This is a genomic window from Sphaerisporangium sp. NPDC049457, assembly GCF_055586705.1.
On sequence record NZ_JBVJHR010000011.1, the window covers coordinates 56,473 to 80,752 of the forward strand.

Annotated in this window: 21 protein-coding genes; 5 read left to right on the forward strand and 16 right to left on the reverse strand. The window is 69.5% G+C overall.

Features of this window, described 5'->3' with window-relative positions; genetic code table 11:
• Positions 1-46 precede the first annotated feature (46 nt).
• The 5 genes from ACZ6QO_RS18415 to ACZ6QO_RS18435 form a co-directional block, all read right to left on the reverse strand.
• A complete protein-coding gene (locus tag ACZ6QO_RS18415) occupies positions 47-1,693 on the reverse strand; it encodes an acetolactate synthase (protein WP_465852086.1) in 1,647 nt (548 codons plus the stop codon).
• Positions 1,694-1,769: 76 nt separating this feature from the next.
• On the reverse strand, positions 1,770-2,768 hold the full coding sequence (bioB, locus tag ACZ6QO_RS18420) for a biotin synthase BioB (protein ID WP_465852088.1): 999 nt from the start codon (positions 2,766-2,768) through the stop codon (positions 1,770-1,772).
• A gap of 28 nt (positions 2,769-2,796) precedes the next feature.
• A complete protein-coding gene (bioD, locus tag ACZ6QO_RS18425; RefSeq protein WP_465852090.1) occupies positions 2,797-3,513 on the reverse strand; it encodes a dethiobiotin synthase in 717 nt (238 codons plus the stop codon).
• A 10-nt stretch (positions 3,514-3,523) separates the two neighbouring features.
• Positions 3,524-4,258 (reverse strand): GntR family transcriptional regulator, encoded by a 735-nt coding sequence (locus ACZ6QO_RS18430; protein ID WP_465852092.1) that lies wholly within the window; start codon positions 4,256-4,258, stop codon positions 3,524-3,526.
• Entirely contained in the window at positions 4,255-5,496 is a 1,242-nt protein-coding gene (locus ACZ6QO_RS18435) for an 8-amino-7-oxononanoate synthase (RefSeq protein WP_465852093.1), read from the reverse strand. The genes ACZ6QO_RS18430 and ACZ6QO_RS18435 overlap by 4 nt, the downstream gene beginning before the upstream one ends.
• Positions 5,497-5,606: 110 nt before the next feature.
• On the opposite strand from ACZ6QO_RS18435, the gene ACZ6QO_RS18440 reads away from it, so the two are divergent.
• Positions 5,607-7,064 carry a sensor histidine kinase gene (locus ACZ6QO_RS18440; protein WP_465852094.1) on the forward strand — a complete coding sequence of 486 codons (1,458 nt, stop codon included), beginning with the start codon at positions 5,607-5,609 and terminating at the stop codon, positions 7,062-7,064.
• Between the two features lie 208 nt (positions 7,065-7,272).
• On the opposite strand, the gene ACZ6QO_RS18445 is transcribed toward ACZ6QO_RS18440, so the two are convergent.
• Together ACZ6QO_RS18445 and ACZ6QO_RS18450 are read right to left on the reverse strand one after the other, a co-directional pair.
• Positions 7,273-7,527 (reverse strand): WhiB family transcriptional regulator, encoded by a 255-nt coding sequence (locus ACZ6QO_RS18445; RefSeq protein ID WP_380849897.1) that lies wholly within the window; start codon positions 7,525-7,527, stop codon positions 7,273-7,275.
• Positions 7,528-7,817: 290 nt separating this feature from the next.
• The gene (locus ACZ6QO_RS18450) at positions 7,818-8,789 is read right to left on the reverse strand and encodes a diacylglycerol/lipid kinase family protein (RefSeq protein ID WP_465852095.1); all 972 of its coding nucleotides are present in this window, start codon (positions 8,787-8,789) and stop codon (positions 7,818-7,820) included.
• A gap of 60 nt (positions 8,790-8,849) precedes the next feature.
• Between ACZ6QO_RS18450 and ACZ6QO_RS18455 the strand changes: the two genes are divergently transcribed.
• The gene (locus ACZ6QO_RS18455) at positions 8,850-9,227 is read left to right on the forward strand and encodes a hypothetical protein (protein WP_465852097.1); all 378 of its coding nucleotides are present in this window, start codon (positions 8,850-8,852) and stop codon (positions 9,225-9,227) included.
• A 174-nt stretch (positions 9,228-9,401) separates the two neighbouring features.
• Here ACZ6QO_RS18455 and ACZ6QO_RS18460 read toward each other — a convergent pair whose 3' ends face one another.
• The 3 genes from ACZ6QO_RS18460 to sodN form a co-directional block, all read right to left on the reverse strand.
• Positions 9,402-10,202 carry an RNA polymerase sigma factor SigF gene (locus tag ACZ6QO_RS18460; RefSeq protein ID WP_465852099.1) on the reverse strand — a complete coding sequence of 267 codons (801 nt, stop codon included), beginning with the start codon at positions 10,200-10,202 and terminating at the stop codon, positions 9,402-9,404.
• Positions 10,199-10,636 (reverse strand): ATP-binding protein, encoded by a 438-nt coding sequence (locus ACZ6QO_RS18465; protein ID WP_465852100.1) that lies wholly within the window; start codon positions 10,634-10,636, stop codon positions 10,199-10,201. The genes ACZ6QO_RS18460 and ACZ6QO_RS18465 overlap by 4 nt, the downstream gene beginning before the upstream one ends.
• 230 nt (positions 10,637-10,866) lie before the next feature.
• Positions 10,867-11,268: a superoxide dismutase, Ni gene (gene sodN / locus ACZ6QO_RS18470; RefSeq protein WP_465852102.1), complete on the reverse strand. Its 402-nt coding sequence runs from the start codon at positions 11,266-11,268 to the stop codon at positions 10,867-10,869.
• A gap of 91 nt (positions 11,269-11,359) precedes the next feature.
• Here sodN and ACZ6QO_RS18475 point away from each other — a divergent pair, with 91 nt between their 5' ends.
• Positions 11,360-11,668 carry a S24 family peptidase gene (locus tag ACZ6QO_RS18475; protein WP_465852103.1) on the forward strand — a complete coding sequence of 103 codons (309 nt, stop codon included), beginning with the start codon at positions 11,360-11,362 and terminating at the stop codon, positions 11,666-11,668.
• Positions 11,669-11,715: 47 nt separating this feature from the next.
• Here ACZ6QO_RS18475 and ACZ6QO_RS18480 read toward each other — a convergent pair whose 3' ends face one another.
• Positions 11,716-12,258 (reverse strand): CGNR zinc finger domain-containing protein, encoded by a 543-nt coding sequence (locus ACZ6QO_RS18480; RefSeq protein WP_465852104.1) that lies wholly within the window; start codon positions 12,256-12,258, stop codon positions 11,716-11,718.
• A 457-nt stretch (positions 12,259-12,715) separates the two neighbouring features.
• On the opposite strand from ACZ6QO_RS18480, the gene ACZ6QO_RS18485 reads away from it, so the two are divergent.
• Both ACZ6QO_RS18485 and ACZ6QO_RS18490 read left to right on the forward strand, forming a co-directional pair.
• Positions 12,716-13,846 (forward strand): NAD(P)-dependent malic enzyme, encoded by a 1,131-nt coding sequence (locus tag ACZ6QO_RS18485; RefSeq protein WP_465852429.1) that lies wholly within the window; start codon positions 12,716-12,718, stop codon positions 13,844-13,846.
• A gap of 497 nt (positions 13,847-14,343) precedes the next feature.
• Positions 14,344-15,705 carry a hypothetical protein gene (locus tag ACZ6QO_RS18490; protein ID WP_465852106.1) on the forward strand — a complete coding sequence of 454 codons (1,362 nt, stop codon included), beginning with the start codon at positions 14,344-14,346 and terminating at the stop codon, positions 15,703-15,705.
• 103 nt (positions 15,706-15,808) lie between these two features.
• On the opposite strand, the gene ACZ6QO_RS18495 is transcribed toward ACZ6QO_RS18490, so the two are convergent.
• The 5 genes from ACZ6QO_RS18495 to ACZ6QO_RS18515 form a co-directional block, all read right to left on the reverse strand.
• The gene (locus tag ACZ6QO_RS18495) at positions 15,809-16,885 is read right to left on the reverse strand and encodes a trypsin-like serine peptidase (RefSeq protein ID WP_465852107.1); all 1,077 of its coding nucleotides are present in this window, start codon (positions 16,883-16,885) and stop codon (positions 15,809-15,811) included.
• Between the two features lie 300 nt (positions 16,886-17,185).
• Positions 17,186-18,265 (reverse strand): trypsin-like serine peptidase, encoded by a 1,080-nt coding sequence (locus tag ACZ6QO_RS18500; RefSeq protein ID WP_465852108.1) that lies wholly within the window; start codon positions 18,263-18,265, stop codon positions 17,186-17,188.
• Between the two features lie 395 nt (positions 18,266-18,660).
• A complete protein-coding gene (locus ACZ6QO_RS18505) occupies positions 18,661-20,196 on the reverse strand; it encodes a trypsin-like serine peptidase (protein ID WP_465852110.1) in 1,536 nt (511 codons plus the stop codon).
• 588 nt (positions 20,197-20,784) lie between these two features.
• Complete coding sequence (locus ACZ6QO_RS18510; RefSeq protein ID WP_465852112.1) at positions 20,785-22,350, reverse strand: trypsin-like serine peptidase; 1,566 nt, start codon at positions 22,348-22,350, stop codon at positions 20,785-20,787.
• Between the two features lie 709 nt (positions 22,351-23,059).
• Positions 23,060-24,277 (reverse strand): hypothetical protein, encoded by a 1,218-nt coding sequence (locus ACZ6QO_RS18515; RefSeq protein WP_465852114.1) that lies wholly within the window; start codon positions 24,275-24,277, stop codon positions 23,060-23,062.
• Positions 24,278-24,280 lie beyond the last annotated feature (3 nt).

Consider the following 24,280-nt stretch of genomic DNA (forward strand, 5'->3'; position numbering starts at 1 on the left):
GCGCGCGCCATGCCGCGCGCCGGCCGGTGGTGAGGCCTCGCCGGGGTCAGATGCCGGTGGTGGTGCGGGGGTAGGCGATCTCGGGGTCGGTGGCGATGTTCACCATGTACGGCACGCCGGAGTCGAAGGCGCGGCGCAGCGCCGGGCCGATCTCCTTGGGGGAGGTCACCAGCTCGCCGGCTCCGCCGAGCGCGGTGACGACCTGGTCGTACCGGGTCTGCGGCCGCAGCTCGGCCGCCACGTCGTACCCGTACAGCATCTGCATGGGGTGCTTCTCAAGGCCCCACATGCCGTTGTTGCCGCAGATCATGACGACCGGCAGGTTGTGGCGGACCAGCGTGTCGACGTCCATCAGCGAGAACCCGGCGGCGCCGTCGCCGAGCAGCAGCACCACCTGCGAGGACGGCCGGGCGAGACGGGCGGCGATGGAGTACCCGAGACCGGTGCCGAGGCACCCGTACGGCCCGGGGTCGAGCCAGCATCCGGGACGGCGCGGCTCGATGTACTTGCCGGCGTAGGAGACGAAGTCGCCGCCGTCGCCGATGACCACGGCGTCGTCGGCCAGGACGCGGTTGAGCTCGCCGTAGATGCGCATCGGGTGGATGGGGTCGGCGTCGGAGGCCAGCAGCTCGGCGTCGCCGGCCACGGCCGCGGCCGAGGCCTCGGCGAGCTTGGTCACCCAGGCCGCGTACGAGGCGGGGGATACCCCGGCGTCGGCGCAGGCCGTGCTGAGCCCCCAGAAGAGCACCGACAGGTCGCCGGACGCCGAGGCGGCCGTGCCGACGTGCGTGGCCAGCTGTGAGGGGGCGTCGGCCAGGTGGACGACCTTCGCGAGCGGGGCGCCGTCCCTGCCGCCGAAGAAGCCGTAGCCGAGACGGAAGTCGAGCGGGGCGCCCGCGACGATGACGAGATCGGCCTGGGAGAACGCCATGCCGCGCGCGCGGGCGGCCAGCAGCTCGTGCCCGGCGGGCAGGATGCCGCGCCCCTGGCCGTTCGGGATCACCGGCAGCCGGTAGGCCTCGGCGAAGTCGCGGGCGGCCTCCTCGGCGCGCTCCATCCACACGTCGGAGCCGAGGACGAGCACCGGGCGCTCGGCCTCGGCGATCAGCCGGGCGATCGAGGCCAGGGTGTCCGCGTCCGGCTCCAGCGGAGAGGGCGTCATGGTCTCGGCCTGGTGCTCGGGCGAGGGCGAGAACAGGTGGTCCATGTAGAAGTCGAGGAACACCGGGCCGCGGTGCGGGGCGACGGCCGTGCGGAAGGCCATCTCGACGTCCTGGCCGATCGAGTCGGCGCCGCCGGCCGTGAAGGCCAGCTTGGTGATCGTCTCGAACAGCGGAGGGTGGTCCATCTCCTGGAGCGCGCCGGACCCCCACCGGGAGGCGGGGGCCCTGCCGCCCATCACCACGACCGGCGAACCGTTGAAGTGGGCGGTGGCCACGCCGCTGACGCCGTTGGTGATGCCGGGGCCGGCGGTCAGCACGGCCAGGCCCGGCCGCCGCGTCAGCCGGGCGGTGGCCTCCGCGGCGAACACCGCGCTCTGCTCGTGCCGCACATCGACGATGCGCATACCCTCGTGGACGGCCCCGTCGTACAGGGGAAAGACATGGCCGCCCGACAGGGTGAACATGACCTCGGCGCCATACGCTCGTGAGACGGCGACCGCGACGTCGCCGGCGTGCTTTGCAGACTCCATGCGGTGAACCTACCTGTTCTCGCCCCGGTCAATCCTTGGAGCCCCATCTCTGCCGATCACCGGGACCGGGCTGGAGTCACAGAGCCTGCGACAGCGCCTTGATCGGCATCTTGAGGTCGGCCAGCAGCTCCAGATCCTGTTCCGGGGAGCGGCCCAGCGTCGTGAGGTAGTTGCCGACGATGATGGCGTTGACGCCGCCGAGCATCCCCTCGCGGGTGCCGAGGTCGCCGAGCGTCAGCTCGCGCCCGCCCGCGTAGCGCAGAATCGTGCGCGGCAGGGCCAGGCGGAACGTCGCGACGGTCTTCAGCGCCTCGCGGCCCTCGACCAGGGGGTAGGAGGCGAACGGCGTGCCGGGGCGCGGGTTGAGGAAGTTCAGCGGCACCTCGTCGGGCCGCAGCTCGCCGAGCTGGCCGGCGAACTCGGCGCGCTGCTCCCGGCTCTCGCCCATGCCGATGATGCCGCCGCAGCACAGCTCCATGCCGGCCTCGCGGACCATCTCGCAGGTCTGCCACCGCTCTTCCCAGGTGTGGGTGGTCACCACGCTGCCGAAGTGGGAGCGCGCGGTCTCGAGGTTGTGGTTGTAGCGGTGCACGCCCATCTCGGCCAGCTCGTCGACCTGCGCCTGGGTGAGCATGCCGAGCGAGCAGGCCACGTTGATCTCGACGGCCTCGCGGATCGCCTTGACGCCCTCGCGCACCTGGCTCATGAGCCGCTGGTCGGGCCCGCGCACGGCGGCCACGATGCAGAACTCGGTGGCGCCGGTGGCCGCCGTCTCGACGGCGGCCTCGACCAGCGAGGGGATGTCCAGCCACACCGACCGGACCGGGGAGGTGAACTGACCGGACTGCGAGCAGAAATGGCAGTCTTCAGGGCATCCGCCGGTCTTGAGGGAGATGATGCCCTCCACCTCGACCTCGGGCCCGCACCAGGCCATGCGCACCTCGTGCGCGAGCGCCAGCAGCTCGGGCAGGCGGTCGTCCGGCAGTTCCAGGCAGCTCAGGGCCTGCCCCGCGGACAGTCCTTGGCCCTGTTCGAGCACCTGGACCCGGGCGATGTCGAGGATGTCCTTGCTCATCTGCTCTGCTGCTCCCTCATCGGCTGCGTCACAGACTAAGGGTTGCCCGGAACTCGGCGGCGTCGAACCCTCCGCCGAGGAGGGGCCCGAGCCCGTCATGGGCGACCCGGGCGAAGTCGGCGCGGCCGAGCGCGGCGGCGCCCTCGGGCAGCGCTCCGGCGAGCGGCCGGGCGGCCAGGGTCTCCAGGTCGGTGACGTTGCTGCACTCCGCGAGCCCGGGGTCGCGGGGCCAGGACCCGATGACCACGCCCGCCAGGTCGAGCCCGCGGCCGGCGAGCGCCTCCAGGGTGAGCGCGGTGTGGTTCAGCGTGCCGAGCCCGGCCCTGGCGACCAGCAGCACGGGGGCGCGCACGAGGCGGGCGAGGTCGGCGATCGTGGCGCCGTCCTCGTCGAAGCGCACCAGCAGCCCTCCCGCGCCCTCGACGACGACCAGGCGGTGGGTGTCCGCCAGGTCGGCGACGCGCTCGGCGACCGACACGAGCGAGACGGGCGGCAGGCCGGAGGCGCGCGCCGCGGCGGCGGGGGACAGCGGGTGCGGGAAGCGGCCGAACTCGAAGGTCGTGGTGGCGCCGCTCAGCCGGATGACCTCGTCCAGGTCTCCCGCCTCGCCGGGCGCAACTCCGGTCTGCGCGGGTTTCACCACCGCGACGGAGGCCTGGCGTCCCAGCGCCAGGGCGGTGACGGCGGCGGTCACCACGGTCTTGCCCACGCCGGTGTCGGTGCCGGTGACCACGAGGATGCTCACCGGCCCAACCTTAGGACCCCGGCCTGGTCGGCCGGTGGAGTCGTGTGACGAACTTGTACCGGTCGCCCCGGTACAGCGACTGCGCCCACTCGACCGGGTGGCCCTCGGCGTCGAAGGCGTGCCGGGTGAGCAGCAGCATCGGCAGGCCCACGTCGACGCCGAGCACCTGCGCGTCGTACGGGGTGGCCAGCACGGTCTCTATGGTCTCTTCGGCGTCGGTGAGCTGGACGTTGTAGGCGTTGTGCAGGGTCTCGTACAAAGAGGAGTGCATCTCGAGCTCGCGACGCAGCCGCGAGAAGCGCCGGGCGGACAGGTGGGTGGTGTCGATCGACATGGGTTCGCCGTTGGCCAGGCGGAGGCGGTGGATGCGCAGCACGCGCCCGCCGGGGTTGATGCACAGGCGGCGGGCCAGGGCCTCGTCCGCCGTGACGTAGTTGATCTCCAGGATCTTGGTGTCCGGTTCCAGGCCCACCGTCCGCAGGTCGCCGGTGTAGGACGTGAGCTGCAGCAGCTGGGCGACCTTCGGCTTGGCGACGAAGGTGCCCTTGCCCTGGATGCGCAGCAGGCGTCCTTCGACGACCAGTTCGGTGAGCGCCTGCCGCACGGTGGTGCGGGAGGTCTCGAAACGCACGGCGAGAGCGCGTTCGGGCGGCAGCGCCGCGCCGGCCGGCAGAGACTTGGTGAGTTCCAGCAAGTTCCGTTTGACGTCGTAGTACTTGGGAATTCGGGGAGAGTCTTCCGTCACACGTTCACCTTCATCTCGGCCACGGCGGTGAGCGCGCGTCCGATCACCGCGAGATCATCCGAACCAAGATTGGCCCGAGCGGTCAATCTCAGACAAGAGCGGCCTGGTGGCACCGAGGGCGGGCGGAAGCACCCGGCGCGCACTCCATGCTCCGCGAAGATCGCGGCGGCGCGGAGCGCGGCCTGCGGAGGGCCGAGGACGACCGGCACGACGGCGGCCGCGGGGTCGGTGGCGGGGAGACCACGATCAGCGACCGCGCCGGCCAGCGCCGACGCGTGCCGCCGGGCCTGTCCAGGCAGGTCAGGATGGTCGCTCACGATATCAAGCGCCGTGAGCGCCGCCGCAGCGGAGGACGGGGCGAGCCCGGTGTCGAAGATGAACGCCCGCCCGGCGTCGACCAGCGTCTCCACCACCTCGGGCGCCGCGAGCACGGCCCCGCCCTGGGAGCCGAGGGCCTTCGACAGTGTGACGGTTATCACAACCGACGGGTAACCCGCGAGGCCGGCCGCGTGCACCGCTCCCTGCCCCCGCTCGCCGGCCACCCCCAGGGAGTGGGCCTCGTCCACCAGCAGCAGCGCGCCGTGCCGGACGGCGACCTCGTGCAACTCGCGCAGCGGGGCGAGGTCGCCCTCGACGGAGAACACGGCGTCGGTCACCACGATGGCGTGCTCCTCGCCGCGGTCGGCGAGGGCCTTCTCCACCGCGTCGACGTCCTTGTGCGGGGTGACGACGACGCGCGCCCGGGACAGGCGGCATCCGTCGATGATCGAGGCGTGGTTGCCCGCGTCGCTCACCACCAGCCCGCCGGCGCCCAGCGTCGCGACCGCGGCGAGGTTGGCCAGGTACCCGGAGGAGAACACCAGGGCCCGCGCGGCGCCGGTGAAGGCCCGTAGCCGGTCTTCGAGGTCGGCGTGCAGCGTCGTCGTCCCGGTCACCAGCCGGGACCCGGTGGAACCGGCGCCCCACTCGCGGGCCGCGCGCGCGGCGGCCTCGGCCAGCCGTTCGTCGCGGGCGAGCCCCAGGTAGTCGTTGGACGCGAGGTCCACCAGGCCGTCGTGGTCGGGCGTGCGCGGGCGCAGGACGCGGCCGAGCCCGGCGGCCCGGCGGGCCGCCGTCGCGGCGCGCAGCCGCGCCAGGGGATCGGGCGGCGTCGCGCCTCCCGGACGACCCTCGCCGCCGGCCGCGCCTGCGTCCATGCCTGTGGCCGGGCCTGTGACCATGTTGATCGGGCGGTCCATCGGGCGCTCCACGGGTCGGCGGGCACTTCTGTGTGCCTCATTAGGGGAATCTTCCCAGTGTGGCCGCCCGCGATTCGCTTTGAGGCAGGGTTAGCACGCATGATGCACAGGTGCCGACTCTCAGCGAACTGGTGGCCCGTCACACCACCTGCGACCCCGCCGATCTTGAGTGGATGCACTCGCTGGTCTCCGACTGGCAGCTCCTCGCCGACCTCTCGTTCGCCGACCTGATCCTGTGGATCCCCCTGCGCGACGAGTCCGCGTGGGTCGCGGTCGCCCAGATGCGCCCGACGACCGGTCCGACCGTCTACCACGACGACGTGGTCGGCTCCGTCGTGGCGGCCGGTGAGCGCCCGCTGATCGACACCGCCTGGCGCGAGCACCGCATCTGCCGCGAGGGCGACCCCGACTGGTCCAGCGGCGTGCCCGTCCGCGAGGAGACCATCCCGGTGCGGCGCGCCGACCACTTCGTGGCGGTCATCCAGCGATCCACCAACCTGTCCTCGGCGCGCACCCCGTCCCGGCTGGAGCTCACCTACCTGCAGAGCGCCTCCGACCTGGCGCAGATGGTCGCCGAGGGCCGGTTCCCCTTTCCCGACGAGGGGCCCATCCTGGTGCGCTCGCCGAGGGTCGGGGACGGCCTGCTGCGGCTCGACCGGGCCGGGCGGGTGACCTACGCCTCCCCGAACGCGCTGTCGGCCTACCGGCGGCTCGGGCTCCACGCCGACCTGGTCGGCACCGAGCTGGGCAAGACGACCGCCGCGCTGTGCTACTCGGGCGAGCCCATCAACGAAGACCTCATGCTGGTGGCCAGCGGCCGCACGCCGCGGGAGACCGAGGTGGAGGCGGGCGCCATCGTGGTGCAGCTGCGCGCCATCCCGCTCATCGTCGGCGGCGGGCGCATCGGCGCCCTGGTGCTGGTCAGGGACGTGACCGAGCTGCGCCGCCGCGAGCGCGAGCTGCTCACCAAGGACGCGACCATCCGCGAGATCCACCACAGGGTCAAGAACAACCTGCAGACGGTCGCCGCGCTGCTGCGGCTCCAGGCGCGGCGGCTGCGCGTCCCCGAGGGCCGCGAGGCGCTGGAGGAGGCCGTGCGGCGGGTCGGGTCCATCGCGATCGTGCACGAGACCCTGTCCCACACGCCGGAGGAGATCGTCGACTTCGACGACATCGCCGACCGCGTCATCGCGATGACCGGCGAGGTCTCCGCGGCCAACGTGGCCGTCCGCCGGGTGGGGTGCTTCGGCGTGCTGCCGGCGATGATCGCCACTCCGGTCGCCATGGTGCTGACCGAGCTGCTGCAGAACGCCGTCCAGCACGGCTTCTCGTACGGCAGCGGCACCATCAAGGTGATCGTGTCGCGCACCGAGGAGCGGCTGGACGTGGTCGTGGCCGACGACGGCCAAGGGCTGCCCGAGGGGTTCGACCTGGAGGCCTCGACCAGCCTGGGGCTGCAGATCGTGCGCACGCTGGTCGTCGGCGAGCTCTCCGGCCGGCTGGCCGTCAGGCCGGGTCAGGAGGGGGGCACCGAGGTCTCGGTCGCCATCCCGGTGCAGCCGGCGTAGTGGCGGGGTGACCGGCGGCGTAGACTGCTACGCCCGGCCGTCGCGCGTGGCGACGCCGGGCGTTCCTCGTTCTGTACGCCGCGACCGCGCGTGGCGGCGCCGACGTATCCTGTGCGGTCCGCCGCGACGCTGGGGCGGTCCGGAAGGCGGGTGAGTGGGGGATGCTTTGCGGGGCGAAGTGCGGTGAGCAGGGGGGTGCGTGGCTGTTTCAGACGCCCGCACGGGCGCGAGCACGGGCGGTGCGGCGCTTGAGCGCCCGACGCTCGTCCTCGCTGAGGCCGCCCCACACGCCGGCGTCCTGGCCCGACTCGATGGCCCACTTCAGGCACGGGTCGCTGACCGGGCAGCTTCGGCAGACCTGCTTGGCCTCTTCGATCTGCATGAGTGCCGGGCCGGTGTTGCCGATCGGGAAGAACAGCTCGGGGTCCACGTCACGGCAGGCAGCGCGGTGGCGCCAGTCCATGCGTTCCACTCCTTCGTAGGTGGAGCTCGCGGCTCCTGTCCGGAGACTGACGGTGTTTGTGAAGGATTTCACTAACCAGAGCGAGCTTTTGCCCGGACCTTAAGGGTGGGGACCGGGAAGCTCCCGCCATGAGCGCAGACCTTTAAGGACCAGGGTCAATCCTCAAACGTCCTACGTTCCGACGTCACGATGAGCTTTTCAGGCGTGCCCAGGTCACGCAAGAGGTTTGGGAGAACGTTTTGCCGGTTATGCATGTCGGATGCATCACACTATGACGGGCTTGTAACAATCTAGACCAGCACTTGTAACGCAGATGGGATGGACCGGAAGGTCACTCTCTCGCGCTCGCCCAGATAGTCGCCGTCGAGCTGGAACGCCGTGGGACGCCGGGCGACCAGCGTGAACTCCTCCTCGTCGTGCAACTGCACCAGGTTGCGGCCGCGCGGCAGGCCGACCGGCTCTCCGATGATCTGCCGGGTCAGCCCCATCATGGTGACGACGCCCATCTTGCGCAGCCCGAGCAGGTCGAGGCCGGTGTCGAACCCGGCCCACGGCGTGGGGTTGATCGGCCGGCTGCCGGCGTAGGTCCACGGGGAGGTGTTGGAGATGATCGCCAGGAAGATGCCGTCCACGGCCGGCTGGTGCGGGCGCTCCAGCCGAAGCGCGGGATGGCGGCGGTCGGTGATGAGGTAGTGCCGCAAGGTCGTGTTGATATAGCGGCTCGGCGACGCCTTGTACCCGGCGCCCCGCAGGCCCTCGACCGCGCGCACGACCTCGGCGTCGTACCCGAGGCCGGCGCAGAAGGTGAAGTAGCGGCGGTCGCGACCCCGCCCCGCCGGCGCGGGCTCGTCGCCGAGCACGCCGTCCTCCCAGATCGCCTGGCCGAGGTTGAGCGTACGGCGGCGGCCCTCGCGAATCGCCTCCAGCACCGCGCCGGTCGCCTCCACCGGATCGTTGGGCAGCCCGAGCGACCGGGCGAAGACGTTGGCGCTGCCGCCGGGGAGCACGATGAGCGCCGGCGCCGGGCGCTCACCGTCCATCATGCCGTTGACCGCCTCGTTGATGGTGCCGTCGCCGCCGAGGACGGCGACGACGTCGAACCCCTTGGCGCGTGCGGTGGCCGCGAGCACGGTGGCGTGCCCGCGATGGCCGGTCTCCTCCACCGACAGATCGACGGCCGCGCCGAGCGCGCGGACGAGGACGTCTCTGGTGCGCCGGTTGGTCGACGTCGCCGCGGGGTTGATCAGGAGGAGTGCGCGCATGCCGCCCAGCGTATCCACCGGCCGCGGACCCGGGACCTGGGTCAAGTAGGGTGACCGGATATGTCGAACCGTCCGGTGACGCTGACCGTCGCCGCCAGCATCCTCGCGGTCGAGGGCGCCGCCGCCTTCGTGCTCGGCGGGTACGTCGGGGTCGAGACGATAGTCGGATCCCCCGACGACGTCACCAGTTCCTTCTTCGTCGCCGCCTTCGGCCTGCTGGCGGGCGCGGCGCTGCTGTGGGTGGCCTGGGGCGCGCTGAAGGCGGCCCGATGGAGCCGGGCCCCCGGCGTGGTCACGCAGATCTTCGCGCTGCCGGTGGCCGTCTCGCTGGTCCAGTCGGACCAGGTGGTCATCGGCGTGCTTCTCGGCCTGCTCGCGCTGGCCGGGCTCGTCGCGCTGCTGGCCCCGCCCACGACGCGCGCCATGATCGGCGAGTGACCGGGCCGGCGGACGGTCGCCGCGGACGGCGCGCACCGGCGTGGTGCGCGCGCTCGGCGGGGCGGGGTGCGCGAGATCGGCGGGATGCGCGAGATCGGCGGACGGCGTCGACCGGAGCCGGGCCGGTCACCGGCCCGGGGCTACGGCCGCGGGCCGCGTCGGGCCCGCTGTGGTTCAGTCGTCCGCGGTGAGGCCCTCGCGCAGCTGCGCCAGGGTGCGGGCGAGCAGACGTGAGACGTGCATCTGCGAGATGCCCAGCTCGGTGGCGATCTGCGACTGCGTCATGTTGCCGAAGAAGCGCAACAGCAGGATGCGCTTCTCACGGGGCGGCAGGCGTTCGAGCAGCGGTTTGAGCGACTCGCGGTATTCGACGCCTTCCAGGGACTCGTCGACGATGCCGAGCGAGTCGGACACGGCGGGCGCGTCGTCGTCGCCGGAGTCGGGGGCGTCCAAGGAGACCGTCGAGTAGGCGTTGGCGGACTCGAGGCCTTCGAGCACCTCTTCCTCGGACATCTGCAGATGGGCCGCGAGTTCGGCCACGGTCGGGGCCCTGCCCTGACGCTGGGACAGCTCGCTGATGGCCTTGGTGAGCGAGAGCTTGAGCTCTTGCAGGCGGCGCGGTACCCGCACCGCCCAGCCCTTGTCGCGGAAGTGGCGCTTGATCTCGCCGACGATGGTCGGCGTGGCGTAGGTGGAGAACTCGACGCCGCGCTCAAGGTCGAACCGGTCGATCGACTTGATCAGGCCGATGGTGGCGACCTGGGTCAGGTCGTCGAGCCACTCGCCCCGGTTGCGGAAGCGGCGGGCGAGGTATTCGACCAAGGGAAGGTGGAGCTCGACAAGCTCGTCTCGGATGCGCTGGCGGCGCGGGTCGTCGGGGGCCAACTCGGCCAGCTCGCCGAACAGCCCACGGGCCCGCACCCTGTCGGGAACGGTGCTGTCACTGCCGGCCACGGCCCGGGTCCTCTCCGTCACGGCAGCCTCGCAGACCCTCGGCGCTTACGCAGCACGATCGCCATGCGGTCGGGGGAGTCGGTCACGGCGTCCACGTCGTCGGCGAGCGCGGTGAGCACCATCCACGCGAAGTCGTCGCGCTTGGGCTCGGCCTGGCCCACCGTGCTCACCTCGACCCGGACGATCATCTCTTGGCCGGTCAGCTCGAACTCGGCGATCAGGTCGGTGCCGGGCACGGCGTGGCCCAGCAGCATGGCGCACGCCTCGTCCACCGCGATGCGGAGGTCTTCGATCTCGTCCAGAGTGAAGTCGAGCCGTGCCGCCAGCCCGGCGGTCGCCGTGCGGAGCACGGACAGATATGCGCTGGCGGCGGGCAGGCGCACGCTCACAGCGTCACGGATCCCCGAGAGGCCACCGGGGATGTCGTCCGCGCGCGTCGCTGTCTCGTCGGTCACGTTCCTCCTCGCACAGAGCTGCTGATTAGCAACTTACCGCCCCGTGCCCCATGGTGCAGGACTGGGACGCGCCGATAGTCGTGATCTTGTGGAAATGCGGCCGGTTTCCCTGACGTCCCGCTGCCCATTCCTTGACATACCGGTGCCCTGGCGGGCTCGCGAGGGCGCGAAAGGCCTCTGGCCTCGCGCGCGGAACCGCCGCGCGAGGCCAGAGAACGGGTTCGCAAGGCTCAGGCGGCCTTGGTCTCCCAGAAGATCTTCGAAATCTCGTCGATTTTCCCGAGAAGGCCCTCGGCCTTGCCCACGTCGACCGTGCCCTTGGCGCCGGCGGCGCCGGCGAGCTTGGTCGCCTCCCAGAACAGCTGGTGGAGCTGGGGGTACTGCTCAAGGTGCGGCGGCTTGAAGTAGTCGGTCCACAGCACCCACAGGTGGTGCTTGACCAGCTCCGCGCGCTCTTCCTTGATCGTCAGAGCCCGCGCCCGGAACACCGGGTCGTCGTTGTCGGCGTACTTCTGCATGATCGCCTTCACGGACTCCGCCTCGATGCGAGCCTGTGCGGGGTCGTAGACGCCGCAGGGGAGGTCGCAGTGCGCGGAGGCGACATGGCCGGGCCGCAGCAGTCGTGCGAGCATCGGTTTCCTTCCTTGATGCTGATAACAGACAGCACTATCCGGTTCCCAACTTACTCGCCTTGATTCGCGGAGGCGGAGGGGGATGTCGTTCATGAGGGTCCGCGTCGAAGGGGAGTCGATGCTGCCCGTCCTGCGGCCGGGTGACTGGCTCGTCGTACGGCGCGGCGCGCCGATCAGACCCGGGGACCTCGTGGTCGCCCGGCTGCCCGCCGCGCCCGAGCGGATGATCGTCAAGCGGGCGGCGTGGCGGGACGGCGACGGCTGGTGGCTGGAGAGCGAGAACCAGCGGGCGCCCGGGCGCAAGGACAGCTGGGACTTCGGCGCGGTCTCGTCCGCGCTGCTGGTCGGCCGGGTGGTGCTGCGCTACTGGCCGCTGCGGGGCGGCCCGCGCCCGCGGTGACCGGACGGAGGCAGGCGTCCCGGCCGGCTCAGCTCATGGTGACGCGGTCAGGCGTGCCGGCCGCTCAGCTCGCGGCGGCGCGCGCGGTAGGCCGCCACGTTGGCCCGGGTGGCGCAGCGTTCTGAGCAGTAGCGGCGCGACCGGTTGGAGGAGGTGTCGAGGTAGACGCGGTGGCACCGCGCGGCCTGGCAGACGCCGAGCCGGTCGACGCCGAGGTCGGTGACCAGCGCCGTTAGCCCCATGACGGCGCCCGCGGCGTACTCGTCCGACAGCCGGCCGCCCTCGGTGAGGTGCAGGTGCCAGCGCTGCCCGTCGTGGCGGGAGATCTGCGGGCGCACAGAGTGCCGGACGAGCAGTGCGTTGAGCCGGTCGACGGCGCCGTCCTCGTCGTGGCGCGCGGCCGCGGCGAACACCGCGACGAGCTCGCGCCGCAGTTCGCGCAGGGCCTCAAGGTCGGCGCGGGTCAGGCGGCCGGCCTGCTTCGCCCGTCCGGCCTCGGTGAGGAAGCGCCTTGCCCCCTCAAGGGAGTCGAGCGCGTCCTCGCTGTTGACCAGCAGCACCGCAAGCTCGGCATAGGCGGTCAGATCCATGTCGACCCCGGAGCGGTAAGAGACGATTCGGCATACCGAGTATTACACGCGCGACGGTGGGGGGGCCGGAAACCGCGTACGGGTAAGGGTTGGCGAGCTGTCGGGTACGGCCGGGGGAATCACGGCGGGAGCGGCCGGGTATCAGTTTCGGATAGGGGGCGAAATAGCGATATGTCCGTCTTGATCCGTCTGGCGGTCGGGCGCGGCCCACGGATCCGTGGCGCCGCGGCCATCGGCAGCCGTCTCGACATGTGGCACAATCAAGCAACGGGTGACCCCCGTACCCCCTCCAAGGACGACCGTCAACGACGACGGCCGCCGGGCGGCTACAGAAGCCTGGGCCTCGTTCGCCTGCGGCGTCTACAGAAGGAATCCGTCCTTAGACACAGGGGTCGCTGTGGCAGTCACGCCATTCTCCGCTTCTCTCGAATCACTCGATCTTGATCCAGCGTTCGCCATGCACCGCGGCGGCAAGCTCGAGGTCCGCTCCACCGTCCCGGTCCGCGACGCGGACGACCTGTCCCTCGCCTACACGCCGGGCGTCGCCAGGGTCTGCACGGCCATCGCCGACCAGCCCGAGCTCGTCTCCGAGTACACCTGGGTGTCCAACCTGGTCGCCGTCGTCTCCGACGGCACCGCCGTCCTCGGCCTCGGCGACATCGGCCCTGCGGCCGCCATGCCGGTCATGGAGGGCAAGGCGCTGCTGTTCAAGGAGTTCGGCAACGTGGACGCCGTCCCGATCTGCCTGGACTGCACCGACGTGGACGCCCTGGTCGAGACGGTGGTCCGGCTCGCGCCGTCGTTCGGCGGCATCAACCTGGAGGACATCAGCGCCCCCCGCTGCTTCGAGGTGGAGAACCGCCTGCGCGAGGTCCTCGACATCCCGGTCTTCCACGACGACCAGCACGGCACCGCCATCGTGGTGCTGGCCGCCCTGCGCAACGCCGCCCGCCTGACCGGACGCTCGCTCGCCGACCTGCGCGCCGTCGTCGCCGGGGCCGGGGCGTCGGGCGTGGCCGTCACGCGCATCCTGCTGAACGCCGGCATCGGCGACATCGCCGTCTCCGACTCCAAGGGCATGATCCACCAGGGCCGCGAAGGCCTGAACCCCTACAAGGAAGCCCTGGCCAGGGACACCAACCGCGGCGGCCGCACCGGCTCCACCGAGGAGGCGCTGGTCGGCGCCGACGTCTTCATCGGCCTGTCCGGGTCGACGATCTCAGAGCGGGCCGTGGCCTCCATGGCGAGCGACTCCATCGTCTTCGCCCTGTCCAACCCGACGCCCGAGGTGCTCCCCGAGGTGGCGCGCAGGCACGCCCGCGTGGTCGCCACCGGCAGGTCGGACTTCCCTAACCAGATCAACAACGTGCTCGCGTTCCCGGGGGTCTTCCGCGGCGCCCTGGACGTCCGCGCCTCCACGATCACCGAGAACATGAAGGTCGCCGCCGCCGACGCGCTCGCGGCGGTCGTCGGGGCCGATCTGTCGGAGGACTACGTCATCCCGAGCCCGTTCGACCAGCGCGTCGCGCCCGCGGTGGTCGCGGCCGTCGCCGACCAGGCCCGCCTGGACGGCGTGGCACGCGCGTAGTCCGCGCGGCAACCCCGAACACCAAGGCTCCGGCCCTCCGAACACCAGGGCTCCGGCACCAGGGCTCCGGCACCGGGGCTCCAAGGCTCCGGCACCAGGGCTCCGGCACCGGGGCTCCAAGGCTCCGGCACCGGGGCTCCGGCGCTCACCCTGCGACTTCGAAACGCCACCACCTCAGAACTTCACGTTCCCACGACTCCGGGGCTCCGGGGCTCCGGATTCCAGGGCGCCGGGACGCCGCCGTACGCGGCGACCCGGCGCCCTGGGCTTTCATCGGCATGCCTACCGAACATCCCCGCCGAAATGACGCCCCTTCGTCATGAGCTACCGCTCCTAGGGTCAAGTCTTGGGAATTCCCACACCGGGTCACGCATCGTGCTATAACAAAAACCCTCCGTTATCGGCCGGGTGGCAACGCGCACGCAAACTGCGCGCAGCAGGGTTCGCGGCGGAGTGCCGACCACCGATCCGCCGTAGTCCTCCCTGGGGAAAGAGCGATGCGACGCGAGCACAACCTTCTTCTTCGGCACCTCATCGCCGAGGCCGGCTTCTCCCACAAGGGGCTGGCCCGCAGGCTCAACGACCTCGGAGCCGCGCGGGGCCTGACCGGCCTGATGTACGACCACAGTTCGGTGTCGCGCTGGATCGACGGCCAGCAGCCGCGAGACCCGGTGCCGGCGCTCCTCGCCGAGATCTTCGCCCTGCGGCTCGGCCGGCCCCTCACCGCGGAGGACCTCGGTATGGCGGGGGGAGCCACGCCCCTCGACCTGGGACAGGAATTCCCACATACGTGGCAGGAGGGTGTCGAGACCGTGACAGCACTATGGAGGGCGGACCTGCAACGGCGCAGGTTCCTGATCGACTCCGCCTTCGCCGTCGGAGCGGGCTCGTCAGGGGCCCTGCGATGGCTCACCTTTCCCGTGGAGGACAAGCCCCGAGCCTCCGGCGCCCGCAAGGTCGGCGCCCACGACATCGCCGCGATCCGCGAGGTCACCCGCTCTTTCGGCGAGCTGGACAACCGCTTCGGCGGCGGGCGGGTGCGCCCGGCGGTCGTCAGATACCTCGACTCCGCCGTCGCGCCCCTGCTGAAGGAGGGCGGCTACGGCGAGGCCACCGGCAGGGCCCTGGCGTCCGCCGCGGCCGAGGTGACCCGGCTGGCCGGGTGGATGGCCTACGACATGGAGCAGCACGGGCTCGCCCAGCGTCACCTCATCCAGGCGCTCAGCCTGGCGCGCGGCGCGGGCGACCACGGCTTCGGCGGCGAGATCCTCGCCGGCATGGCGCACCAGGCCATATATATAGGGCGGCCCCGGCACGCCCTCGATCTTGCGCGGGCCGCCCAGGTGTCGGCCCGGCGGGCGGAGGTCCCTTCGCTGCTGGCCGAGGCGTACGTGCTGGAGGCGCACGCCCACGCGGGGCTGTCGGACGGCCAGGCGTGCGCCCTCGCGCTGCATGAGGCCGACCTCGCCTTCGACCGCCGGCGTCCGGAGGAGGAGCCCGAGTGGATCCGCTACTTCGACGAGGCGTACTTGGCGGCCAAGTACGCCCACTGCTTCCGTGACCTCGGCGACGGCGCTCAGGCGGTGCGATACGCGCGCCGCTCCCTCGACATGGACGGGCGCTTCGTACGCGGGCGCATGTTCAACCTGTCCCTGCTGGCGTCGGCGCACGCCCTGTGCGGTGACCTCGACCAGGCCTGTCACGTGGGCGGCTCCGCGCTCGACCTCGCGGCCGGCCTTTCGTCCGTGCGCACCAGGTCCTACGTCGCCGACCTGCGCCGACGCCTGGAGCCGCTCAGCCGGGAGCCCGCGGTGGCCACGCTGGTACGCCGCAGCAGGGAACTCGCACCCGCCGCCTAGCCTGGGTCCCGGTGAACGGCTCGGCCCGGCCCCGGACGTTCCGGGGCCGGGCCGGCCGACATGCCCGGCGAGGTGGAGTCTCACCGGGCGGGTGGTGCGCCGCTCAGCGGATGGAGCCCGACCAGAGGTTGGCGGCCTTGCGGTAGACGGCGTAGGTCTCGCTGTCGAAGTACGCCGAGGTGCTGAAGTCGTACCGGCCGTTGCCGTCGGAGTCGCCGATGAGGCTGGTCACCCCGTTGACGTAGCCGAGCCGCTTGGTGCTGCTGTACTTGGCGATCCACGGGCCGCCCGCGGAACCGGCGGTCATGGAGCACTTGATCGCGATCTGCGCCTCGGCCTTGTAGGCGGCCGCGACGCCCGCGGGCTTGGTCTTGCCGTAGCACCACTTCGGCGTGACACCGGTGAACGGCTTGTCGCCGTCGGGGTGCCGGCCGGCGGGGTAGCCGAACGCGTAGACCTGCTGGCCGATCTTCTGGTTCCAGGCGAAGCCCTGGCCGCCGACGTTGTCGCCGAGGCGGCCGGCGTCCTTCCAGTTCCGTACGTTGATGCCGTTGTAGACCGTGACGAAGGCGTAGTCGCTGTCGTAGTCCTCGTAGTTGGCGAAGTCGAAGTGCGTGTAGGCCGACTTGCCGACGTAGATGCCGTACGGCGCCTTGCCCTGGTAGTAGGCGGGGATGAACACCCAGCGGTCCAGGGTGTCGCGGTTGCGGTCGGTGTCGTAGACGCAGTGACCGGCGGTCGCGACGAGGTTGTGGTACTTCGACTGGATCGAGGACGCCGAACACCAGTAGGGCCTGCCGTCGACGCGGAAGAACACCTTGCCGATGGTGCGCGGCAGGTTGACGTTCTTCACCTTGGTCGGGGTGACCTTCTCCTGGCCGATCGGCGGCACGACGCCGGTCTTGCCGTCGGGCTTGGCGTCGCTTCCGCCGAACTTGACCTTGCCGCTGACGGAGGAGTCGTTGGAGTAGCGGGTGGCGGCCTTGAGCTGCCTGCCGCCGTTCGCGCTCCAGAACTTCGCGGTGCTGCTCGCCTTGGCCTTGCTGGAGGCGAGGGAGACGTTCGTCGGCGAGGGCTTGGCCGTGGCCCCGGCTGACGAGGTGAGCGCGGCGCCGATCATGCCGGTGGCGGTGACGGCGGCGCCGAGGGGGAGGATGAGGTGTCTTGCTCGGATGCTCATAAAGCTCCTCTTGTTCTGACATGGAACATCACATATGTCCCATGCGTCCCAAAGGGGATGACTTGAGCCTATGTCAATTCTTTACTCGCACCGTATGGGGCATCCAGCTAATCGGACATGAACCCACTTAATGGGATATTCAGTAAGGATATTCTGGCTAAATAGTGAGATTAACAAAACGAAGGGCCCGGCCGGAGCCGGGCCCTCGTCACGCCCTGCTCAGCGGGCGCCGGATGTCACGTCACGCTCGGGCGGACGCGTGCGCGACGCGCGCCGAGCGGACGCGGTGGTCGTGCGAGGTCACTTGCCGATCTTGCCGGAGGCCAGGTTGGAGGCCGCGCTGTAGATCGAGTAGGTCTCGCTGTCGAAGTACGGCGAGGTGGCGAAGTCGTACCGGCCGTTGCTGTCGGCGTCGCCGACCAGGCTGGTCACGCCGTTGATGTAGCCGACGCGCGCGGTGCTGCTGTACTGCGTGATCCAGGGGCCGCCGGAGGCGCCCGGGGTCATGGAGCACTTGATCGCGATCTGCGCCTCGGCCTTGAACCCGGACACGGTGCCGGCCGCGGAGGTCTTGCCGTAGCAGTACTTCGGCGTCAGACCGGTGAACGGCCTGTCGCCGTCGGGGTGCGGAGCGGCGGGGTAGCCGAACGCGTAGACCTGCTGGCCGATCTTCTGGTTCCAGGCGAAGCCCTGGCCGCCGACGTTGTCGCCGAGGCGGCCCACGTCCTTCCAGGTGCCGAACTCGATACCGTTGTAGACCGTGACGAAGGCGTAGTCGCTGTCGAAGTCCTCGTAGTTGGCGAAGTCGAAGTGCGTGTAGGCCGACTTGCCGACGTAGATGCCGAACGGCGCCTTGCCCTGGTAGAACGCCGGGATGAACACCCAGTGGTCGAGGGTGTCGCGGTTGGCGTCGGTGTCGTAGACGCAGTGACCGGCGGTCGCCACCAGGTTGCGGTACTTGCCCTGGATGGACGACGCGGAGCACCAGTAGACCTTGCCGTCCAGGCGGAAGAACACCTTGCCGATGGTGCGCGGCAGGTTGACGTTCTTCGCCTTGGTCGGGGTGACCTTCTCCTGGCCGATCGGCGGCACGACGCCGGTCTTGCCGTCGGGGGCGGCGTCGCCGCCGCCCAGCCGGACGCGGCCCTTGACCGCGGCGTCCTCGGTGAACTTCGTGGCGGCCTTGAGGGCCTTGCCGTTGGAGGCGGTCCAGAACTTGACGGTCGCCATGGCGGCGGCCTTGCTCGTGGCCAGGCCGTCAGAGGCGGGCGCCGCGGCCGCGGAGGCGGTCGCCCCGCTGGTGAGGGATGCCGCGATCATGCCGGCGGCGACGGCGGCGCCGCCGAGAGGGAGCACGAATCGCTTGACTCGGGTGTTCAATGAGACTCCTTGTTCTGCCGCAGGAGATATCTCCTGCCCCACTGACCCCAAAAGGGACAGTAAGAACCTATCGGTCTGATCATGAGAAACGGGCCGTAAGCATCAACAGAAGGTGGGTCTGGCCGTCCAGGCGAGCGTCGGCGAGGCGGCTGGAGGGAGCGTCACGGGCGTAGTTCCACAGGTGGAAACGGTCCAAAGCGCCCAGGGTGCGTGTCATTAAATATGGTCGCAACGCGCCCTGTGTGACGCATATCACTTGGCCGGTCCAGTGGCGCTCACCTGGGAGATGACCTGAATGGTGAAGACCCGTAAATGCCGAAGACCCGTAAACAGCGCAGGACCCGGCACGAATGCCGGGTCCTGCTAGGCGTGGCTGTGTTCTAACTGGCTAGAACTCAGGCCTTGGTGACGAGCCCGCCGTCCTTCTTGACGATCGAGCCGGACCAGAGGTTGGAGGCCGACTTGTAGATCGAGTAGGTCTCGGTGTCGAAGTACGGCGAGGTGCTGAAGTCGATGCGGCCGTTGGCGTCGGCGTCGCCGATGAGGCTGCTGACACCGTTGATGTAGCCAAGGCGCTTCGTGCTGCTGTACTTCAGGATCCACGGCGCACCGGAGGAGCCGGCGGTCATGGAGCACTTGAGACCGATCTGAGCCTCGGCCTTGAACGCGGCGGCGGCCTTGGCGGCGAAGGTCTTGCCGTAGCACCACTTCGGCGTCACACCGGTGAACGGCTTGTCACCGTCGGGGTGCGGGGCGGCCGGGTAGCCGAACACGTAGACCGGCTGGCCGACCTTCTGGTTCCAGGTGAAGCCCTGGCCACCGACGTTGTCGCCCAGGCGACCCGCGTCCTTGTAGTACTCGATGAAGTAGACCGTCTTGTAGTACTTGATCGTGGAGGTCTTCTCCACCGCGTACGCCAGGTAGTAGTGCGTGATCGTGTACGCGGAGTCCACGATCTTCTTGTAACCCGGGCCGGTGTACTTGGTGTAGGTCTCCTCGTCGACGATCTCGGTCTTCGTCAGCTCGGGAGCCTTGTGGTAGTTCACCTTGGCGTCGGCGGCGGGAGCCGCGTCGTACACGTCCTTGGTGACTTCCTTGGACGCGGCCACGGCGCCGGGGGTGCCCCAGGGCACGACCTTCTCGGTGGCCGAGTCCTTGACGGTGACGGGAGCGTCGGGGCCGAACTCGTCACGAAGCTGGTCGTACTCCTTCTTCGTGATCTCGACGTCCTTGGCGTACTTGTAACCTTCCCAGTCGTCGAAGGTCTTCTTGGTGACCTGCTTCTCGCCGGCGTAGGCGATGCCGTTGTAGACGGTCACGAAAGCGTAGTCGCTGTCGTAGTCCTCGTAGACCGCGAAGTCGTAGTGGGTGTAAGCAGCCTTACCCACGTAGATGCCGTAAGGCGTCTTGCCCTGGTAGTAGGCCGGGATGAACACCCAGTTGTCGAGCGCGCCGTTCTGGACACCCTCGTCGAACACGCAGTGCCCGGCGGTGGCCACCAGGTTGTGGTACTTCGACTGGACGGAGGACGCGGAGCACCAGTACTCCTTGTCGCCCACCGAGAAGAACACCTTGCCGATGGTCTTCGGCAGGTTGACGTTCTTGACCTTGGTCGGGGTGACCTTCTCCTGGCCGATCGGCGCGATCACGCCGGCCTTGCCGTCAGGCTTGGCGTCGCCGCCACCGAGCTTGACCTTGCCCGAGACCTGCTGGTCGCCGGTGAACTGCGCGGCGGCCTTCAGGTTCGCGCCACCGTTGGCCTTCCAGAAGTTGGCGATCTTCTGGGCGCTGCTGGCCGAAGCCAGGCTCACGGTCTTCTTGGCCGGGGCGGTCGCCGCGTTGGCCGAGGTGACCAGGGTGGCGCCGATCATGCTGGTGGCGGCGAGAGCGCCACCGAGCGGGAGGGCGAGACGCTTGACTCGGGTGTTCAAGGAAACTCCTTGGGCTGTCGTGGAACGCATCTTGCGTCCCATGCGTCAGTAAAGGGATAGCCATGAAGATAGCGAGTAGATCTTGGCCTGTGGGGCCGATTCGAGGGGAATTTTGACCTTCGCCCCGGCGTGACCTTTTCGTAACCCTGCCGCCAGGGAAGCTTCCCCTGTCGGGCCGGTGGACGATCACGACTTACTCCCAGGTCAGCGCGATGTCATGACCTTTGGTTCATATGTGGCCGAAGTGGTTCGCAGGCACCCGAGCCGGATTCAGTGTGACGCAGATCACACCGCTTCGATGGAGCCAAATCGGGGACCGCGTACGTCTAAGCGCTCCACCGCGGCCGCCGGCGCCCCCGAAGCCCTCCAACGACGCCCTCTGCGCGCGACTCGCGCCACCGATTCGGCGCCCCTCGGAGGATCCCGCTCCTGGCTTCCGCTCGACGCTCCCGGCCGAGCTCCTCGCGGGTGCCCCACGCCGCTTCTTTCAGACGACCCACGATGGGGAACCCCGGACGAACGCGAAGCGGGGCCCGGCACGAATGCCGGGCCCCGCTAAGGACTGCTGTGCTCTAGCTGGCTAGAACGTCAGGCCTTGGTGACGACGTCGCCGTCCTTGGTGACGATCGAGCCGGACCAGAGGTTGGCGGCCGACTTGTAGATCGAGTAGGTCTCGGTGTCGAAGTACGGCGAGGTGCTGAAGTCGATACGGCCGTTCACGTCGGCGTCGCCGATGAGGCTGGTGACACCGTTGATGTAGCCGAGACGCTTCGTGCTGCTGTACTTGAGGATCCAGGGGCCACCGGAGGAGCCGGCGGTCATGGAGCACTTGAGACCGATCTGAGCCTCGGCCTTGAACTTCGCGGAGGCGGCCGCCGCGAAGGTCTTGCCGTAGCACCACTTCGGCGTCACACCGGTGAACGGCTTGTCACCGTCGGGGTGCGGGGCCGCGGGGTAGCCGAAGGCGTAGACCGGCTGGCCGACCTTCTGGTTCCAGGTGAAGCCCTGGCCGCCGACGTTGTCGCCCAGGCGACCCGCGTCCTTGTAGTACTCGATGAAGTAGACCGTCTTGAAGTACTTGGTCGCGCCCGGGGAGACGATGGCCTTGTACTCGACGAAGTAGTGCTGGATGGTGTAAGCGCCGTCCACCATCTTCTTGTAGCCAGGACCGGTGTAGGCGTCGTACTGCTCCTTGGTCACGATGTCAGCCGCGACCTGCGGGTAGCTCTTGTAGTTCGCCTGGTTGAAGTTGTGGTTGCCGTTGCCGGCAGCCTCGAACTGGTCCTTGGTGACTTCCTTGGTGTACAGCTTGACGATGCCGCCGTCCTTGGGGCCGAGCGGCGTGCTGTAGGGGACGACCTTCTCGGAGTTCGGGTCGGCCTTGGCGAAGACGGGAGCGTCGGCGCCGAACTCGTCACGGAGCTGGTTGTACTCCTTCTCCGTGATCTCGACGTCCTTGCCGTACTTGTAGCCGCCCCAGGCGTCGAAGGTCTTCTTGGTGACCTGCTTCTCGCCGGCGTAGGCGATGCCGTTGTAGACGGTCACGAAAGCGTAGTCGCTGTCGTAGTCCTCGTAGACGGCGAAGTCGTAGTGGGTGTAGGCGGCCTTGCCGACGTAGATGCCGTAAGGCGTCTTGCCCTGGTAGTAGGCCGGGATGAACACCCAGTTGTCGAGCGCGCCGTTCTGGACACCCTCGTCGAACACGCAGTGTCCGGCGGTGGCGACCAGGTTGTGGTACTTCGACTGGATGGAGGACGCGGAGCACCAGTACTCCTTGTCGCCCACCGTGAAGAACACCTTGCCGATGGTCTTCGGCAGGTTGACGTTCTTGACCTTGGTCGGGGTGACCTTCTCCTGGCCGATCGGCGCGATCACGCCGGCCTTGCCGTCAGGCTTGGCGTCGCCGCCACCGAGCTTGATCTTCTGGGTGGTCTGCTCGGCGCCGGTGAACTGCGCGGCGGCCTTCAGGTTCGCGCCACCGTTGGACTTCCAGTAGTTGGCGATCTTCTGGGCGCTGCTGGCGGAGGCCAGGCTCACGGTCTTCTTGGCCGGGGCGGTCGCCGCGTTGGCCGAGGTGACCAGGGTGGCGCCGATCATGCTGGTGGCGGCGAGAGCGCCACCGAGCGGGAGGGCGAGACGCTTGAGGGTGTTCAAGGGAACTCCTTGGGCTGGCGTGGAACGCTTCCTGCGCTCCATGCGTCAGTAAAGGGATAGCCATGAAGATACAGAGAAGATCTTGGTGGCGGTAACCGGAATCGTGGTGATTTTGGGGCTTCGTCCCTCGTGATCTTCCTGTGATCACTGACGCGCTCGACAAGCTCTGTCAAGTTCGCCCGTCCTGGCCCCATTTCCGCTGATCAGACGGCGTGTGGGGTGGGTGGGGCATATGTGACGGCAGTCAACCGACGGCCGACCACGTTCCAACGGGTGTGACGCAGATCACATGGATCCTGTGGAGCCAACTCGGCGACTGCTCGCGTCTAAGGGGCTCGCGCGCGGGAGAGAACGGCGAAACGCCCATACGTTCGCACCGATCGCGGCATGGAACGGGCCACATCCGCATGCCCGTCCCAGGGGAACGCGCCAAAGCATCGAGATCTGCGACAGGCGCCTGCCGCCGTGGTGTGGGTGGGAGCGGTACACCGCTGGGGAGGCCGGTTCCATCAGGCTCTCGGCCCCGGCGGCGCCGCCAGGGAAATGAGTCGATCGCGATCGATCAGGTTCCCGGTGCGGCGGCGGGACGAGAACGCGACCGGATCAGCCCGGTCGGCCGATCAGCCGGGTTACCGGCACGGCAGCGTGAACGAAAGATGACCGCATCGGCCGAGGAGTCTCTGGCACGCCGGCCTGAAACGCGGCCGGATCAGCTGGTCTTCTGGCGGGACGCGTAGGAGTAGACGAGGTAGGTGGCCTTGTCGAAGTAGGGCGAGGACACCCCGTCGTAGCGGCCGTCGCCGTCCAGGTCCCAGGTCAGGCTGTTCACGCCGTTGAGGTAGCCGATGCGCTTGATCCTGCTGAACTTGATCACCCACGGGCCGCCGCTGGCGCCGGCCGTGAACGCGCAGCCTCGGAACAGCACGCCGCCGTTCAGCTCCCACTTCTCGGTGGAGATCTTCTTGGTGGCGCGGGTGAGGCAGGACTCCATCGTCCGGCCGTCGTACGGCCTGGTGCCGTTCGGGTGCGGGCCGGCCGGATAACCGAAGGCGTACGCGGCGACGACGTACCCCTTGTTCCAGGCGAAGCCCTGGCCGCCGACCTTGTTCTCCAGCACCCCGGTGTCCACGCGCGTGTACATCGGCAGACCCTTGGCGTCCTTCTTCGGGGAGCCGTTGGCGTCGTAGTCCGGGTCCCACCGGTAGCCCCGGTGGACGGTGACGAAGGCGTAGTCGAAGTCGAAGTCGCCCGTGGCGGCGTAGGTGTCGTTGAGGTACAGCGTGTGCCCGACGTAGACGCCGTACGGCGTCCGCCCGTCGGAGTACGACGGGATGAAGATCCAGTTGTCGACCGGCCTGCCATGCTTGACGTCGTAGGCGCAGTGCCCGGCGGTGGCGACGACGTTGCCGTACTTGGAGTGCACGGACGAGGCCGAGCACCAGTACTCGGTGGTGCCGTTGCGGAAGAACACCTTGCCCACCGTCGGCGGCAGGTTGACGTTGCGAGAGTTCAGCGTCCGCGAAGCCGTCTTGGGCGGGACCACGCCGGACACCGCGCTCGTGCCGGCCGGCGTCCTGATGGTGGTGTCCGCCTTGGCGGCGGCGCGGCTCGCCGCCGGTGCCGTACCGCCGGCGGTCTTCGTGCCGGTGGCCGCACCCGCGCCGCTCGTCCCGCTCGTGCTCGGGCCGGCGGTCGAGGTCTGGGGAGCGTAGCTGCTGGCGCGCTTCAACCGGTCGGGCGTCCACCAGTCGACGACCTTCTGCATGTCGGCGTCGTTCTGGGCGAGGGGAACGGACTTGATGCCGGCGGGCGCGGAGCGGGCCTCGGCCAGCGCCCCGGCGGACCCCGGACCCGCGGACAGGATCACGCTCGCGGCGGACAGAGCGCCGCAGAGAGTGAGCGCGAACCGCCTCGCTCGGGGGGGCATTTC